8 protein-coding genes and 1 pseudogene are annotated in these 18,834 nt (G+C 45.7%); all 9 read left to right on the top strand.

What is annotated here, in order from left to right; genetic code table 11:
- The first annotated feature begins 166 nt into the window (after positions 1 to 166).
- Positions 167 to 4,312 carry a two-component regulator propeller domain-containing protein gene (locus KWJ01_RS00900; protein WP_224994385.1) on the top strand — a complete coding sequence of 1,382 codons (4,146 nt, stop codon included), beginning with the start codon at positions 167 to 169 and terminating at the stop codon, positions 4,310 to 4,312.
- 735 nt (positions 4,313 to 5,047) lie between these two features.
- Positions 5,048 to 8,206 carry a TonB-dependent receptor gene (locus KWJ01_RS00895; RefSeq protein ID WP_224994384.1) on the top strand — a complete coding sequence of 1,053 codons (3,159 nt, stop codon included), beginning with the start codon at positions 5,048 to 5,050 and terminating at the stop codon, positions 8,204 to 8,206.
- A 17-nt stretch (positions 8,207 to 8,223) separates the two neighbouring features.
- Positions 8,224 to 9,912, top strand: a complete 1,689-nt coding sequence (locus KWJ01_RS00890; RefSeq protein ID WP_224994383.1) for a RagB/SusD family nutrient uptake outer membrane protein — start codon at positions 8,224 to 8,226, stop codon at positions 9,910 to 9,912.
- 29 nt (positions 9,913 to 9,941) lie between these two features.
- Positions 9,942 to 11,108, top strand: a complete 1,167-nt coding sequence (locus KWJ01_RS00885; RefSeq protein ID WP_224994382.1) for a glycan-binding surface protein — start codon at positions 9,942 to 9,944, stop codon at positions 11,106 to 11,108.
- 23 nt (positions 11,109 to 11,131) lie between these two features.
- On the top strand, positions 11,132 to 12,688 hold the full coding sequence (locus tag KWJ01_RS00880; RefSeq protein WP_224994381.1) for a hypothetical protein: 1,557 nt from the start codon (positions 11,132 to 11,134) through the stop codon (positions 12,686 to 12,688).
- A 373-nt stretch (positions 12,689 to 13,061) separates the two neighbouring features.
- Positions 13,062 to 14,750, top strand: coding sequence for a glycosyl hydrolase (locus KWJ01_RS00875; RefSeq protein ID WP_224994380.1), 1,689 nt, complete (start codon positions 13,062 to 13,064; stop codon positions 14,748 to 14,750).
- 63 nt (positions 14,751 to 14,813) lie between these two features.
- Positions 14,814 to 15,476 (top strand): GDSL-type esterase/lipase family protein, encoded by a 663-nt coding sequence (locus KWJ01_RS00870; protein WP_224994379.1) that lies wholly within the window; start codon positions 14,814 to 14,816, stop codon positions 15,474 to 15,476.
- Between the two features lie 119 nt (positions 15,477 to 15,595).
- Positions 15,596 to 16,840, top strand: a pseudogene (locus tag KWJ01_RS00865) (glycoside hydrolase family 27 protein).
- Between the two features lie 343 nt (positions 16,841 to 17,183).
- The coding region (locus tag KWJ01_RS00860) for a VCBS repeat-containing protein (protein ID WP_224994378.1) at positions 17,184 to 18,834 on the top strand (1,651 nt) is incomplete at its 3' end.

The raw sequence follows: 18,834 nt of genomic DNA, 5'->3' as shown, positions 1-18,834 counted from the left end.
ATGTTTTGAAATCTTTTCACCGAACTATTTCTTTCAATAATCAGTCTTTGATATGGTTTTTAGGGAAAGAATTGTTAAATTTCATACTACTAACATTATCAGAGCTCCTGTGCCTAAAGGTTTAGTAAGCGTACTTCTCACAGTTTTATTTGGTCTAGGAAATGTATTGCATTTACAGGCAAATGAGCCTGAGCAATACAAATTTTCGCTTATTGATATCAACGATGGTTTACCTCATAACCAGGTAAAGTGCTTTCTGAAAGACAGCCGGGGCTATTTGTGGATAGGTACTGCTGCGGGGCTTACACGCTACGACGGCTACCGGCTCAAGGTGTTTCGTTACGATTCCAGTAACCCGGCTACCATCAATGGCAATAATATTCTTAAGCTGTTTGAAGATCCTGCCGGTAAAGTGTGGGTGCAGACAACCTTTGGCTTTAGCGTGTTTGATCCCGAAACAGGAAAATTCTTCAGAGATTACAAAGAATACCTGGTCAGGTTTAAGCTGCCCGCGCCTGATGTTGAAGATATCATAAAAGATGCTGCCGGTAATTACTGGTTTGTGCTCACCGGCAATGGTTTAGCGCGTTACAATCCTTCCAGCAATCAAACTGTGGCAGTTCGCCACAAGCCCTTCGACTCGCTTAGTCTTGGCACCAACCACGTGGCTTCCATTAGCAATGATGCACATGGTAATCTGTGGGTAGTTCACCGCAACGGTGTACTCGAAAAAATGGATGGTAAAACCCTCCGGATAGTGGAGCGGAACACCAAAATTGCAGAAAATTACAGCCACGGGCTCTATCTCTATAGCATTCTGATAGACAGTGACCACGACATATGGGTGTACAGGCCCGGTGATGGTGATGGTACATTTCTCTACCGGCCTTTTGATAAATCAGTCACCCATATTCATACAAAATCTCCAAAGCTTAGGCTGAATAATAACCAGGTAAGAGGGATAGTTGAAGAAAAGCAGGGCGTCATCTGGATTGCCACCGATCATGACGGTATCAACGTTATCGATAAGCGTGCGGGGCAGGTCTATTATATTCAGCACAACAGCGAAGTTAATAAAAGCCTGGTACACAATGGCATTCACTCCCTGTACAAAGACGACCAGGGGATTATATGGGCAGGTACTTTTAAAAATGGTGTAAACTATTACCACCCCAATATTGTCCGCTTCCCACACTATAAGCATCAGCCATCCCTAAGCAGCAGCCTGCCTTACGACGACATCAATGCTTTTGCAGAAGATGATAAAGGAAATTTATGGATAGGCACTAATGGTGGCGGGCTTATTTACTTTAACCGTACAGAGGGCACCTATACCCGTTACAGGCATGACCCGGACAACCCCCAGAGCCTTGGCAATAATGTAATTGTAAGCTTGCTGATTGATTCCAATAAAGAACTATGGGTGGGTACCTACCTGGGAGGGCTGGACAGGTTTGATGGCAAAGTCTTTACGCATTATAAGTACCAGCCCAACAATCCGAATAGCCTGTCAGACAATAATGTGTGGGAACTCTTCCAGGATTCAAGGGGCATTATTTGGGTAGGTACACTGCATGGGGGGGTAAACCGCTACGATCCCCAGATTGATGGCTTTCACCGTTCGCAGCTAAAAGGAGGGGAGTTTACCCTGCATTTTGATTATGTTTCTTCCATCAGTGAGGATCATGAAGGAAGGATATGGGTAGGGGGTGGTTACGGAATAGAAATATTTGACCTCTACGAAGGAACGAGCACTTATATTTCTCACGATCCGGCCGTGCCTGGCAGCCTGCTAAGCAATAATATCACATCCATTCATCGCGATCAGAACAAAAATCTGTGGATAGGCACAACCGAGGGTATCGATTTTTACGACAGGCAGACAAAATCCTTTATCCATTTCACAGAAAAGGACGGGCTGCCCAGCGATGCTGTTATTGCTGTTCTGAGTGATGCAAAAAATAACCTCTGGCTAAGCACCTCTAATGGGGTGGCTAATATTATTATACCGGCCGGAAAGGATAAGCTGGATAAAAAAGAAGTAATTATTCAGAACTATGATGAGGCAGACGGACTGCAGGGAAGGTCTTTCAACGAAAATGCCGCCTACACTACACAAAAAGGAGAGATCATATTCGGGGGTGTAAACGGCTATAATCTTTTTCATCCCGATAAAATGGGGAGCAATGCTTATGCCCCTAAAATTGTGTTTACCAATTTTTTGCTGTTCAATGAAAATGTAGAAATAGGAGCGCTTGTGAACAAGCGGGTAATTCTGCAGAAAAGCCTGTCAGATGTGCAGGAAATTACCCTCAACCACGATGAAAATGTCTTTTCAATTGAATTTGCTGCCCTCAACTTCTTCCATCCGGAAAAGAACAGGTACAAATATAAGCTGGAGGGTTTCGATAGAGACTGGGTAACAGCAGATAATAAAACCAGGAGGGTAACCTACACCAACCTCGATCCGGGAGAGTATGAGTTTAGAGTTCTGGCAGCAAACAACGATGGGCACTGGAATACCGAAGGTGCCAAAATAAAGCTTAGCATACTGGCTCCTTTCTGGAAAACCAATGCGGCATATGCGGCATATGTACTTATTGTACTGGCGCTCATATACCTGGGCCGTCACTTTATGCTGCAAAGAGCAAGATCTAAGTTTGAAATTGAGCAGGAAAGAAGGGAGGCCCGCCAGCTGCATGAGCTGAATATGATGAAGATCAGGTTCCTGACAAATGTTAGTCATGAGTTCAGAACGCCCCTGTCGCTTATTTTAGCACCTGTAGAGAAGCTAATGAGCAACAGTAATGTTCAGGAGCCGGAAAAGCAGTACGAGATGATCCACAGGAACGCAAAGAGGCTGCTGAACCTGGTAAACCAGCTGCTGGACTTTCGTAAGCTTGAGGTGGATGGGGCAAACTACCACCCTTCAGAAGGAAACGTAATCAAGTTCATTGCCGAATCTGTAAGCTCTTTTTCCGACCTGTCTGAAAAGAAGAATATCTCCCTAAGCTTTGAAACAGCCATTCCTGAGTTTCATACCTCTTTTGATATGGATAAGCTGGAAAAGATACTGTTTAACCTGCTTTCCAACGCTTTTAAGTTTACGCCTGAAAATGGAGAAATAAAGGTAGAAGTTAGCTGTCTTGAAAGTAGTGAATCAACTGCGGCTGGGGAGGGCAAAACACTGCAGATAAAGGTAAAAGATACTGGCATTGGAGTGCCTAAAGATAAGCAGGGCAAAATTTTTGAAAGGTTTTTCAGAAATGATGTGCCCTCGAGCCTGGTGAACCAGGGAAGCGGCATTGGCCTGTCCATTACAAAAGAATTTGTAAAGATACATGGCGGTACTATTGAGGTAGAGAGTGAGCCCGGAGAAGGCAGCTGCTTTACCGTTTCGATCCCGGTAAAAGAGATTAGATCCTGCCAGTTTGCTGCCAGCCTGCAGCAGGAGCGGCAGGAGCTGGAGATTCCGGAAGCCCTGGCCGATGAGGGGCTGTTAAAGCAGGCTGCAAAATTGCATACTGCCGATAAACAGCCAGTGGTGCTGCTGGTGGAGGATAATGAGGATTTCCGCTTCTACCTGAAAGATAACCTGGGCATCCATTTTACCATTATTGAAGCTAAGAATGGTAAAGAAGGCTGGCAAAAGGCACTCTTTTCCATGCCAGACCTGATTGTGAGTGACCTGATGATGCCGGAGCTGAATGGTATAGAGTTCTGTAAAAAAGTAAAAGAAGATAGCCGTACCTCCCATATTCCCTTTGTGCTGCTAACAGCGCATACTGCAGAGGAGCAAAAGCTGAAAGGCCTTAATATTGGTGCTAACGATTACATCACTAAGCCTTTCAACTTCGAGATTCTGCTCTCCAGGCTGCGCAACCTTATTGTGCAGCGCCAGCAAATGCAGCAGGTTTTTGAAAAGAAAATTGGTGTGCAAACCAGTGAGGCAGACATTGTTTCGCTGGATGAAAAGCTGATACAGCGGGCTGTTAAGATAGTGGAGGATAGCCTGTCAGATCCGGATTTTTCTGTTGAAGTGCTCAGTAAAGAGCTGGGCATAAGCAGGGCGCATCTCTATAAAAAGATGGTTTCTATTACAGGCAGCTCGCCGGTAGAATTTATCCGGAAAATAAGGCTGCAGCGGGCAGCGCAGTTTCTGGAAAAGAGCCAGCTTACGGTGGCGGAAGTTGCCTACAAGGTGGGCTTCAACAATACCAAATACTTCTCCAAGTATTTTAAAGATGAATTTAACATGCTGCCCTCCTTATATGCAGGGCGAACAGTGAACAATGGCAGCAGTGCTAAATAAAAAATACATTGCGCAGCTGTAAAAATGTATCAGCCTTGTTGCAGCAGCAGAGAGGTGCGGCAGTCTGATACATTGGTGAGGTTTCCAGAATAATAACATCCGGGATTTATCTGTAAAATTAGCTTGCTTTAGGTATGCATTATTAAAGTGCGGAAGCTAAAGAAAGCACAGGAGCTGATGGAATAGTAAACGATTGATGGGTAAGATTTTAAAAATTACAGATTTTAGAATCTGGTCTGCGGGGAGTGAAAACCATGAGAAAAAGCGCTCAATTTAACGAATTAAGCAGGTGTAGACATTTTAACCCTACATCTGAAACATTTTGTACGGATGGGGTAAAGACTACTGCTTATATTTATAGAACGCAAACGTTTGCTAGTTTCTCTGAATAGAAGCTGTAGCGTGTAGTTTAAAGTGATGAAAAAATATAGATCTATTTGCTTGATTATGAAACAGCTGGCGACAGGCTCTTCCGGACTATATACTATATATAGTACTGACAGTATAGAGGGTCTTTTATTTTCATAAACAGCAAACGTTTGCAGCGCATTGGTTAAGCCTATATCATAAATAAGTAGAAACAACCTTTTACATATGTATATCACCAAACCAACCAACTTAAATGATGCTTCAAACCAATACTGCCCCATAGCCGGCACAAACCAAACTAGTTACAATCAAACCAACCACTCCTTGGTGTAAGGGAGAAACAAGCTACACTAAACTAAAAATCGTATGAAGAAAAGCTTACTGCTGATTATGCTGCTCTTTCTCTGTGGAGCAGTATATGCACAACAAGCCGTCAAGGGGCGCGTGACCTCTAAGAGTGACGGAGAGGGGATTCCCGGAGCAACAGTTGTTGTAAAAGGAACTTCTACAGGTACAGTTACAGATATCGACGGCAATTACTCATTGCAGGTACCCAGCGGCAATGCCACTCTGGTGTTTTCATTCACAGGCTACGTAAAGCAGGAGGTTGCTGTAAATAACCGCAGCAACATTAATATAGATCTGGCCGAAGATGTGGCCGTTCTGGATGAAATTGTAGTAACTGGTTATGGAGACATCAAAAAGGCAGATATGACCAGTGCTCACGTAAAAGTGGGTGCAGAAGAAATTCAGAAAACGGTTAACACCACCATTGAGCAGGCTATTCAGGGTCGTGCAGCTGGTGTGTATGTTACCCAGAACTCCGGTCAGCCTGGTGGTGGTATCTCTGTAAACATCAGGGGTGTAAACTCAATCAATGGCAGCACCGAACCTTTATATGTAATTGACGGGGTTCAAATTCCAGGTCAGTCGGTATCATTTGGTGCCACCAGCTCAACTAACCCGCTGGCTGGTCTTAACCCTGCTGATATCGAATCTATGGAAGTATTGCAGGGACCATCTGCTACTGCAGTTTACGGTTCCAGGGGTACAAACGGTGTAATTGTTATTACAACCAAAAAAGGTAAAAGCGGCGACACTAAAGTATCATACGGCTTTCAGCACAGCATCCAGACGCCTCCACAGGATATGGATGTAATGAACCTGCAGCAGTATGCCCAGATGGTAAAAGAATTTAATGCACTTGAAGGTGGTGAAACACCGCAGGAATTCCTTGATCCTTCTATCTTAGGTGAAGGCACCAACTGGCAGGATGAGCTGTTTAGAACAGCCCCTATGAACAAACACCAGTTAAGCCTGAGCGGTGGTGGCGATAAAACCACTTATTATCTGTCAGGAGAATACCTGCAACAGGAAGGTATTGCAGTAGGATCAGGATTTGACCGTTACTCCCTACGCCTGAATGTTGATAACCAGGCCCGCAAGTGGTTGAACATTGGTGCAAATATCAACTTCAGCCAGACTGAAGAAGACCTGACCACCAGCCAGGACAACATCATCCAGACTGCCCTGCGCCTGCCTCCTCACATTCCGGTTAGAGCTATTGATGGCTCATGGGGTGCAGGTAGTGCAGATCCTAACTCTCCGGAACGCTTTATTCCGGTAAACCCTATTGCCATTGCTACGCTAAACACCAATGAGCTGACCAGAAGACAGTTTTTGGGTGGTATCACAGCTGCGGTAGATATAATTGAAGGACTGCAGTTCCGTACCTCTGTAAACACTAACCTTGGCTTTGGTAACAACGTTTACTTCCGTCCTAAATACAGACTGGGCTACAACGAAAACCCTACAACCAGGCTTAGTGAAACATCTTCACTGAATACCTACTGGAACTGGAACCAGCTTGTTCAGTATCAGAAGCAGCTTGGCCGCCACAGCATCAACGTAATGGCAAGCCATGAATCTCAGGCTTCTACCTGGAAGAACCTGGGCGCAGAGATCTCTAACTTTGTTACCGAAGAGGTTATTGACCTTAACTTTGGTGATATTACCACAGCACTCAACAGCGGTGGCCAGGGCGACTGGGCTATGGAGTCTTACCTGGGTAGGATTATCTACAATTTCGACGAGAGATACATTCTGCAGGGTGCTGTCAGAGCAGACGGTTCCTCTAACTTTGGTCCTGAAAACAGATGGGGCTACTTCCCTTCAGTATCTGCAGCATGGAGAGTTTCTGAAGAAGGATTCTTCAATGTTCCATTCATCAATGATTTCAAGCTAAGGTTTGAGACAGGTCTTACCGGTAACCAGGGTGGCGGACAGTACATCTACAGCTCCCTGAACCCTGTACCCAGTGGCTTTGGTACTTCTTACATGCCTAGCAGGTACGGAAACCCTAACCTTCAGTGGGAGAGTACTTTAACGAACAATATTGGTATCAACCTGTCACTGTTTAAAAACAGAATTCAGCTGGAAGCCGACTACTACATCAAGAACACTGATAACCTGCTGCTGGAAAACCCACTGCCAAACGTTATTGGTACGGGTAGCTCTCCTGGCGCGCCAAGTGCTCCGTTCGTAAACATCGGTTCTCTTCAAAACAAGGGATGGAGCTTTGCCATCAATACCATTAACATCGATAAAGGTGGCTTTACCTGGAACTCAAACCTGAACCTTTCCGGTTTCAAAACAACTATCGAGGAGTTTGCACTACTGAGCGCTCATATTGATCGTACCTCCTGGTGGATGAATAACTGGACGCAAAGAGCTGTAGTAGGCGAATCGCCCTGGTTGTTCAGAGGCTATATTATAGAAGGTATTTTCCAGTCTGTTGAGGAAATCGAAAGCAGCCCTCGCCCTGTTGACAACAATGGTGAACTTCTTCCTGTATCTGTGGATGATATCTGGGTAGGTGACTACAAGTTCAAAGATGTGAACGAAGATGGCATTATTGACCACAACGACATTACCAATATTGGTAATCCATGGCCAAAAATGTTTGCTGGTTTCACCAACAACTTCTCTTATAAAGGTTTCGACCTGAGCATTCTTATTACCAGTACTATTGGTAATGATATCTACAACTATGTAGCCTTCCAAAATACGAATCCTAATAATGTTAACCTTAGGAATAACATGATGGTAGAGGCGCTGGATTATGCAAAAATTGCCTACGCAGATGATGATGTAGACCAGGAGCGCCCATACCTGTTAAACCCGGGAACCGAAATAGCCAGGTTGAATATAAATGGTCCTAACGACAACTTCAACAGACATTCATCAAGGTATGTGGAGGATGGTTCGTTTGTAAGGCTGAAGAATGTTAGCCTTGGCTATAACCTGCCAGCTAAACTGCTTCAAAGGTCAGGTTTTATCCAGGGTGCCAGAATTTCCTTCAGTGCACAGAACGTTGCTACGATTACCGGCTATACCGGCTATGATCCTGAAGTGGGTGCTTATGTTGGTCGTGATGTACAGGCTACTAACCAGGCGATTGGCGTTGACAACGGTCGTTACCCTTTAACTCCTGTCTATTCATTTAGCTTAGGAATTGATTTCTAATTGAAAAGATCAAGAAAATGAAAACAATAATTCATAAAAATATTCTGAAGGGCATGTTTATGGCACTTGCCTTCAGTGTGGGGTGTTCCGATGACTTTCTTGAAAGACCACCCAAAAACTCCCTGATTGACGCTACCTATTATCAAACAGATGAGCAGGTACTGGCAGGTACAGCTTTCCTTTACAGCAGGGTGTGGTTCGACTATAACGACCAGGCTTCATTTGCATTGGGCGATTTTCGCGGAGGTACAGCATTCTCTGCCTGGAATAACCGCGATAACGTAGAGTTTAACACCACTGCCAACACGGCAGCAAATGGTAACGCATGGCGAGCATTCTTTAATGTGGTGGGTCAGTCAAATACCATGTTAAAGAACATACAACAGTTTGCTGGTCCTGAAGTAACTCCACGTATCAAAAACCAGGCACTGGGCGAATCAAGGTTCATGAGAGGCATGGCTTACCAGTACCTGGTAATGAACTGGGGTCCTGTTCCCATTATTGAGGATAACACTCAGTATCTGAACGGTGAATCAGTATACAGGAATACTGAAGCCAGCGTTTGGAGGTTTATCACCAAAGACTTAAGGGCAGCCGCAGAATTGTTACCGGAAACTCCTGTACAACCTGGCAGGGTTACCCGCTGGTCTGCAGAGGCTGGCTTGGCCAGAGCATATCTGACCAGGGCTGGTGTGAGTGAAACAGGCGAGTCTACCGGCAGCAAAAACCAGGTTTTCCTGGATAGCGCCATGTACTATGCGCAACGTGTAATCAATGCACCAGGTTATGACCTGCTGGAAGATTATGCAGACCTGTTCAAGGTAGACTATGCAAACGGAATCAGTTATGATAATAATCCTGAGTCTCTGTTTTCGCTACAGTGGGTTCACCCGGGCGGCTGGGGCTCACAAAACAGCACCCCTGCGTACCTTACTTATAATGCCGAAATTGCCAATGGCGATGGCTGGGGTGGCGACGTTGGAGCCACCGAATGGATGCTGAATTTGTACGAAGGTATGGAGGATAATGGCTATACCCAGGATGAAAGGCTAAAAGCCACCTTTATGCTGCCAGGCTTCAGGTACCCTGAAGTAATGCGGGCAACCACTGTTAATGGCGAACCAGCTACTATTCCTTTGGTATATCCTTTTAGTGGTACAGACCAGAATTATGCGGCGGTTAAAAAGTACATAACAGGAAAAACAACTCCTGAAAATGCTGCACAGCAGAGCTATGGACATGATACATACATGATCAGGCTTGCCGAAATGTACCTGATCTATGCAGAGGCAGCGCTGGGTAACAGCATGTCAACTTCAGATCCACAGGCTATTGAATACTTTAATGCCGTTCATACAAGGGCTGGTCTGCAGCCGGTGTCTGGTTCAATAACTTTCAGGGAAATTTTCAATGAGCGTATCAAAGAGTTTGCCATGGAAGCAATGGCCTGGTATGACCTGGTAAGATTATGGTACTGGAATCCGCAAATGGCATATGATATCATCAATGAGCAGGATCGTGGCCTGTTCTTTATTGAGCCAGACCAGATGCCAAACCCTACTTCATGGGAATTCACAGATACGGAATGGTATGAGTTCAACAATGCCAATGCAAGTGGTGCCAATTTCAGGCTGCCAATTCCGGCAACTGAAATGAGCAGCATGCCATCCCTGGGAGAGGCAGCAGTAGATTATTATGCTGAGTAATCGGGTTTCATTTTAAGTAAAAGAATATCATGATATTAAAATATAAATCCATTTTGTTCCTGGTCATCGCATTTGCGATGGCCGGAATGTTTGTCTCCTGCTCAGATGATGATGCTGTGGGAGAACCCAGGATCGATTATGTAAGGGTAACCACTCCTGAATCAAGTGATTCGCTGCTGGTTGCTGCTTATCAGGGTAGTACGATCGCAATTATGGGGCAAAACCTGCAGGGGGCACGTGAGATCTGGTTTAACGACCAGAAAGGTGCCCTGTCCCCAACCATGATTACGAATACAACGATCATCACACAGGTGCCTAATACCATACCTGAAGAAGTTAATCATAAGTTGGTACTTGTGTTTGGTGATGGTTCTACTTTGGAGCACAACTTTGAGGTAGCAGTTAATGAACCAGTAGTGAGCAGGTTAGTAAATGAATATGCTCTGCCAGGTGAAACTGTACTCATCAGAGGTAACTACTTCTATGAGCCGGTTACCGTTACATTTAGCGGAGGTGTTGCAGCCGAAGTACTAAGTGTTAACGATGATAACACCATCATTGAAGTGGTAGTGCCGGAAGGTGCAGAAAGAGGCCCGGTTACGGTTGCTTCCAACTTTGGGGAAACAGAGTCCGGTTTCTGGTACATGGATAACAGGAATATCATTGCAAGCTTTGATGTTCCTATGGTAACTAACGAAAGGGGCGTATGGCACGGACCTGCTTATATCGTGGCTTCTGATCCTGTAATTCCAAATATCAATGGAAAATTCATCCGCATCAACCAGCAGTTAGGCGCCTGGGCATGGTTTGAAATGTATGTTGGCGAAGGTAGTGGTGATATTGGCCAGGAAACCAGGAACATTCCGGCAGATGCTATTGCAAACCCTGATGATTACGTGCTGAAGTTTGAAGTTAACACCCTTGCCCCATTAACAGGTGCAAACATCAGAATGTATATGGGAGCTGACATGCCAGGAGAAAGAAATGACATTTCTTACAACTGGACACCAAACCTTCATACACAGGGCCAGTGGGAAACAGTAAGCATTCCTTTCAATGAATTCCTTCAGGCCAACAATAACTTTGGCTACAGCGATACTGGCTATGATGTATCTTTCCATTTTAGTGGCCCAAATCCTGTTAATGCAAACTTTGGTTTGGACAACATACGTGTAGTACCCGTTGCGGCTGAGTAATAGTTTTATTAAAAGATATCAAGATGAAAAAATTATTTAGTATAAAGCTATTAATGCTTGTTTGCCTGGTGATGTCGCTTGGCATCCTGACTTCTTGTGAGGATGATGAAGCAGTAGACACGGGAAGAATAGAGTTGTTAAGTTTTGGCCCGACTGGTGTAGAACATGGGGAAGAGATCCGCCTCATAGGCCGTAACCTGAACAAGGTTGACGCTGTTGAATTTACCGGCGCAACAGTGCCAAAGTCTGAATTTGTTCAACAATCTTCAGATCTGATTATAGTGGTGGTTCCTGTTGATGCCTGGGAAGGTAAAATTACCCTTAAGTCTGCAGAAGGAGATGTAGTATCAAAAACCGATCTTGGTTTTACTGTTGATATTGCCTCTGCTACTTTCAGCCCGGAAGCAGTGAAGCCGGGTGAAAACCTGACGCTTACAGGCGACTATCTTAATTTCGTTAATGAAGTTTATTTTACCGGTACCAGCGAAGCCGTTACAGAATTTGTAAGCCAGACTCGTACAGAGTTGGTTGTTACAGTGCCTATGACTGCTGTTACAGGTAAAGTTACTTTATCTGATGGCAAAGAAAGACCAGTACGTACTGTGATAGAAGATGTAGCTGTTATTCTGCCAACAGGCACTGCTGTTTCTCCAGACGCGGTGAAGCATGGCGAAGACCTTACAATCACAGGAACTGATCTGGACCTTGTGCAGGAAGTAATATTCACCGCAGTAGGAGAGGGATTAGTATCCACTTTCGTTAGTATGTCAGAAACAGAACTGGTGGTAACAGTACCTGACAATGCTTCGAGCGGGGCTATTACCCTGGTAACTTATTCAGGTGTTGAAATACCTGTGACTGAAGAACTGAATGTTATTCTGCCTGCAGCTACTGCCTTAACACCAACACCTGTAGAGATTGGCGCAAACCTGACTATCACAGGAACTAACCTTGATCTGGTAAGAGAAATCAGGTTCCCTGGCGTTACAGATGCTGTTTCAGATTTTGTGAGCCAGTCTGCAACTGAAATTGTTGTTACAGTTCCGGAAGGTGCTATCAACGGGGCGCTGAGGTTTATCACATTCAGAGACTATGTTGTAACTTCAACTGTTCCTTTTAAAATTCCGGGAGAAGGCCCTGCGCCGCTGGCTTATGCGCTATACAAAGATGCTATGGAAAATGGATGGCAGGATTGGAGCAATGCTGCAGATTTAGCCAACACTGAAAATGTATTTGATGGCAGCAAAGCCATTAAACATACCTTTAGCCCATGGGGTAGCTTTGGTGGTGGTTTCTGGCCAGATGCGGCCCCTGCAGGCAACTACTCCGAATTTACCATGTGGGTGTACGGTGGCGCTGGAACAGACGGGAAGAATATAAGACTTCTTGTTAACCCGGGCTCCTGGGATGACTATGTAACTGTTACACTACAGGAAGGTAAGTGGGTTGAGTTTACAGTTCAGCTTGATACCTTTACAGACAGCGCCGGAAAAACTGATCCTGCTACCTTCAGTGATATTCGTATCCAGGCTGAAGATTTCACAGGAAGCGTATGGTTTGATTTCATAGGCTTTAGGTAGGCCAAAATATAGCTACAAGTAATTGACAGATTTTAAAGCCCCGGCAGTATTGTTGGGGCTTTATTTTTTGCTTACAGCTGTGTTTCCAACCAAATGCTGTACTGGCTTAGTTTCCGGTTCAGTGTTTGATTTACCGGCAACAGGCTGATAAATAAGTATCAGGCAGGTTAACATCTTTAAAAACTACCTATAGCGTGCTAATGCCTGATAGGCTATAAAGAGTATTAATAAACAGAGAAAACTTTGATAAAATAGTACTACCTCATCCATCAGTTTTACTTGTAGATTTATAAAGTCTGATAGTCCCTTTTCAACCTTATACCAAGGCTGTAACAATGAGAGAATTAACTGATTCGAAATTGGCCCCTACCATATGAATAATAACTTTACCCATTTACTCTGCTTCCTTTGTTTGTTGTTGCTTGCACCGCAATTGTGGGCACAAAAGCTGGAGGCTGAAAATGCCACACTTTCCGGTGGTGCTGCCAGGGTAGCCTGTTCTACTTGTTCCGGTGGTTTTGCTGTAGAGCAGAAAGAGGGTAATCTTGCGTTCAGTGCAAGCATTGCCCAGGAAGGCTTCTATAACATTATCTTAAATGCTGCGGCCCCTGGCGGAGAAAAAACGAACATCATCACAGTCAATGGCGTGTCTGCTGATTTTTACCTGGCAAAAAATAACCAGTATCAGAATCATAAGATCGTTAACACACTAAAATTACCAGCCGGCCAGCACACGATTGAAATCAAAAAGTCCTGGGGCTGGATCAATATTGATTACATAGAGCTGGAGAAAGTTGCTGCTTCAGACCGCTTTAACCTCAATCAAACGCTGGTTACGCCTAATCCTACGCCTGAAGCCACTGCTTTGTATAACTTTCTGCTTGATAATTACGGCGATAAGATCATCTCCGGCGTAATGACGCTCAGCAGCATGGATGAGGTAAACTGGCTGAAGCAAAATACAGGTAAAGAACCAGCCCTGGTTGGACTGGATTTTATGCACAGCGGTCGTGCCTACAATTGGTATAATGATAAGGAGCCAATTCAGGATGCTAAGGCCTGCTACGACAGAAACGGCATTCCTGCACTGATGTGGCACTGGAGAGACCCTTTACGCACAACAGAGGAGTTCTACACTCAGTCCTCCTCTAAGCCAGAGGGCACTACTTTCGATATCTCCAGAATTTCAGATCCAAACTCTGCTGAATACAAGGCAATGCTGGCCGATATCGACTTTATTTCAGGATTATTGAAGGAACTACAGGACCAGCATGTGCCCGTAATCTGGAGGCCCTTGCACGAAGCAGCAGGTGGTTGGTTCTGGTGGGGAGCTAATGGACACGAGCCTCTCAAAGCCTTATGGCACCTGATGTACGACAGAATGGTAAACCACCATGGATTGCGTAACCTGATCTGGGTGTGGACCAGAGAGCCCGGAGATGAGGCCTGGTATCCCGGCGATGAATATGTTGATATTGTGGGGCGTGACATTTACAAAGACGGCGACCACAGTTCACATGCCATTGAGTTCAATAACATGAATGCACTGTATGGGGGCAAAAAGATGATAACCCTTAGTGAAGTAGGATCTTTCCCAGATGTTGATAACCTGATAGAAGATGGAGCAGGCTGGTCGTGGTACATGCCCTGGTATGGTGGCTATACGCGCGATAGCTTTTACAACTCACTGAGTCTCTGGAGAAAAATGTTTGCACATGAGTACGTAATTACCCTGGATGAAATGCCTGATCTGAAGACTTATGAAAGACAGGACCCTGCAGAGCCGGAACAACCGCAAGAGCCGGAAGAGCCCCAGCAGCCAACAGGCATAAATGACCAGAAGCACTCTTTTAAGGCATATCCAACCCTTATTGATAGAGACCTTTATGTAGAGGGCGAGAGCCTCATAAAGTCCATTGCTGTCTATAACACACTGGGTGTTATGCTGCGGCATCAAAACGTTTACAAAGATGCTGCAATAGTTTCTTTCGCTGGCCTAAATGCGGGTTTGTATATCGTGAAGGTAAATGGGGAAGAGACGCTAAAAGTGGTGAAAAAGTAATACTAAGGAACTTGCTATACCTCCAGTGTTCAATAAAAAGCTATAACATATAAATTATATTCAATGAGCAGAATATTATCTGTAGTAGTATTAAGTATTGTGTTGTTTCTCTTTTACACATCTGTGGCTTATGCACAATCAGCCATTAAAGTTGCCTGTATAGGAAACAGCATCACAGAAGGGTATGGCCTGGAAACCACCTATCCGCAGGCACTACAGCAACTGCTGGGTGCACAATACGAGGTGCGTAACTTTGGTGTAAGCGGGCGTACACTGCTGAAAAAAGGTGACTACCCCTACTGGAACGAAGCCAAATACCAGGAGGCGCTGGCCTGGAATCCGGATATTGTGGTGATAAAACTAGGTACTAACGATTCCAAGCCCCAGAACTGGCAGTACAGCAAAGACTTTGTGAAAGATTATGTGCAGCTGGTGAAATCATTCAAAAAGCTGCCTTCAAAGCCAAAGGTGTACATCAGCTATCCAATTCCGGTGTTTGAAGATAAGTGGGGAATTACCGAAGAGGTGGTAAAAAATGAGATCCTGCCTGCCATCCGGAAAGTTGCACGCAGAACAAGAGTGGAAACCATAGATCTGTATACGCCATTTGTTGGCAAAGCAGCTTTAACCTACGATGGTGTTCACCCTACTAAAGAGGGGGCGGCGCTGCTTGCCAGTGAGATATATAAAGCCTTACAATCTGCTAAAACAGTCAGTATCCGCTAAGTAAACAAACCCTGCTTAAGTAGGTTCGAGTCAGCACCAATAGCATATCCGGGCCTCAGCTGCGCTGTGTTCATGAAGCTGCATTCACAAATATGTAGTTCAACCAACCAACACCTCTAATGAAAAGGATATTCTTTATTCTGGGCATGCTTGTGCTCTCCGGAGCCGCCTACGGGCAGGGAAACAGGCTTAACAAAGACAGCCTCAAGTACGATGGGCTGGCGCTTACACCGCCCATGGGCTGGAACAGCTGGAATAAGTTTGCCTGCGATGTAGACGAAAACCTTATCCGCGAAACAGCCGATGCCATGGTGGCAACAGGCCTTAGAGATGCCGGCTACATCTACATCAACATAGACGATTGCTGGCACGGACAGCGCGATAGCCTGGGCTTTATTCAGCCCGACCCAACACGCTTTCCATCTGGCATGAAAGCCCTGGCCGATTATATTCACTCTAAAGGCTTAAAGTTTGGTATATATTCAGATGCAGGCTGGGAAACCTGTGGTGGCCGCCCAGGCAGCCGTGGCTACGAATTTCAGGATGCGCAGACCTATGCCAGCTGGAATGTAGATTACCTGAAGTATGACTGGTGTAATACCGAAGGACTGAATGCCGAAGGTGCCTACATGACCATTGGTGCTGCCCTTAAAGATGCTGGTCGGCCTGTGGTGCTAAGCATCTGTGAGTGGGGTAGCGACGAGCCCTGGAAGTGGGGGCCAAAAGTAGGGCACTTATGGCGCACCACCGGCGATATTTACAACTGCTTTGACTGTGTGGAAGACCATGGCACCTGGAATTCCTGGGGTGTACTCCAGATTTGGGATAAGCAGGAAGGTCTTCGCCAGTATGCCGGGCCCGATCACTGGAACGACCCTGACATGATGGAGGTAGGCAACGGCATGGCCGTGAATGAAGACCGAGCTCACTTTAGCATGTGGAGCATGATAGCAGCTCCGCTGATTGCCGGTAACGACCTGCGCAACATGTCGAAAGAAACCATCGACATCCTCACCAACAAGGAAGTTATTGCGTTAAACCAGGATAAACTTGGCATCCAGGGATTCAAACATCAATCGCAGAACGATATGGAAATATGGTTCAAGCCACTGGATGGAGGCGAGTGGGCTGTTATGTTCCTGAACAGATCCCAGTCTCCGCAAAAGATAGAATTTAACTGGGCAGTCCAGTAGGTTAAAGACGAAATATTCAACAAATCTCCCAACTTTGGCAGCACAACCTATCATGTGCGGAATCTGTGGACGAAGAAGAACGCCGGTAATACCAAAAAAGCATTCAGAGCAGAAGTTCCTGCCCATGATGTGGTAATGCTGCGCCTTAGCCAGCCTACAGCCAGAAAATAGAAAAATAAGGAATACCAAAGCTTTACGAAAGTTTGGTGTGTGATCTGTGATCAAGAAGCCCTGGCAGGCCTGTCAGGGCTTTGCTATGTCTGCTACATGCTGAAGTTATGACAGGTTATTTGTGTAACTGTATAATTTTCAGGTATTTATTCAAGGGCGTGCCACCATTAATAAATGAACAGGGGAACTACTTAGGGAGCAGGGTGAGTTATGCCGGATAACAGCAATTGTTTAAGTATAATACACTAAAAGTGAGGTAAAATTGCTATTTTGGAGGCTTCACTAGTACGTGGTTTTGTTGTAGCCGTGCATTGTTTTTCAGTTGAAGATTTAAGCGAGTAAAATGCAGTCTTATAAAATAATTACCCCTTTTTTTGTTGCCTTTGCCCTGCTTGCTGCCTGCCAGCCACAGGCCAGTAAAGAAGAGGAAGTGGTAAGTGCAGGGGTTGAGGGGGCAGATACAACTGAAAAACTTTTCAAGCTGCTTTCATCAGAAGAAACTGGAGTTACTTTCAATAATACGCTCACCGAGGGTCCTAACGGTAATATCTTAAAATACCAATACTTTTTTAATGGCGGCGGTGTAGCGGTAGGCGATCTCAATGGCGATGGGCTGCAGGATATTTACTTCTCCGGTAACCAGGTTTCTAACCGCCTGTACCTGAACAAGGGAAAACAGGCATCTGCTGCCCTGCAGTTCGAAGATATTACCGCACAAGCAGGTGTTGGTGGCCGCGATGGCGGCTGGAAAACCGGTGTAAGCATGGCCGATGTAAATGGCGATGGGCTGCTGGATATTTATGTGTGCTACTCGGGCTATATTCCTGATGAAGACCGCATCAACCAGCTGTTCATAAACCAGGGGCCAGATGATAAGGGTATGCCCACCTTTAAGGAGCAGGCAAAGGAGTACGGCCTGGCCGATATGGCCTACAGCACCCATGCCACCTTCTTCGACTACGACAGGGATGGCGACCTGGACATGTTCCTGCTTAACCACAATCCCCACCTGTTCAGAAGCACCGATGATGTAAGCATCCGCCAGGCCCTGAAGAAGACTGAGCCCATGATGCGCGTAAAGCTTTACCGCAACGACAAAAGCGCAAACGGTACACCTGCGTTCACAGATATTTCTGATAAAGCAGGCTTACCCGCTTCGGCCTTCACCTATGCCCTGGGGGCCGGTGTAGCCGATATTAACAGCGATGGCTGGCCGGATATCTACCTCTCCAACGACTATTCTTCTCCAGACTACCTCTTCATAAACAACAGGAACGGCACTTTCTCAGATAAGCTGCAAACCAGCATGGGCCACACTTCCCTGTTCTCCATGGGGAGCAATGTGTCTGATATCAACAATGATGGTCTGCCGGATATTTTTGTGCTGGACATGCTGCCTGAAGATAACCGCCGCCAGAAGCTGCTCTTCTCGCCAGATAATTACGAGCAGTTCGATATGTTTGTGCGCGTAGGCTTCCACTACCAGTACATGCGCAACACCCTGCAACTGAACACAGGCGTAGATGAAGACGGAGTACCCCTGTTTAGTGAGGTAGGGCAGCTGGCCGGTATCTCCAACACCGACTGGAGCTGGGCTCCTCTTTTTGCCGATTATGACAACGACGGCTGGAAAGACCTCTTCGTGAGCAACGGCTTTCTCAAAGACCTCACCAACCTGGACTTCATCAAGTTTACCAACACCTATAACCAGAAGCTGTCAAAAGGCGGATCTTCTCCAGGCAGAATCATGAACGTTCTGGCAAACATGCCCTCTACCAATGTAAGCAATTACATCTACCGCAATGAGGGAGGCGAGCGTTTCAGTAACCAGGGCCAGTCCTGGGGAATGGATGTATCCTCAAACAGGAATGGAGCAGTGTATGCAGATTTGGATGGAGATGGCGACCTGGACCTGGTGGTAAACAACATCAACAAGCCAGCCTTCATCTACGAGAACAGGGCCAGTGAGCAGCGCTCCCACCACCACTACCTGC

It is taken from the genome of Cesiribacter sp. SM1 (assembly GCF_020178975.1).
Taxonomy (GTDB): domain Bacteria; phylum Bacteroidota; class Bacteroidia; order Cytophagales; family Cyclobacteriaceae; genus Cesiribacter.
Note: the sequence above shows the minus strand (reverse complement) of the source record. Positions and strands in the feature narration are given on the sequence as shown.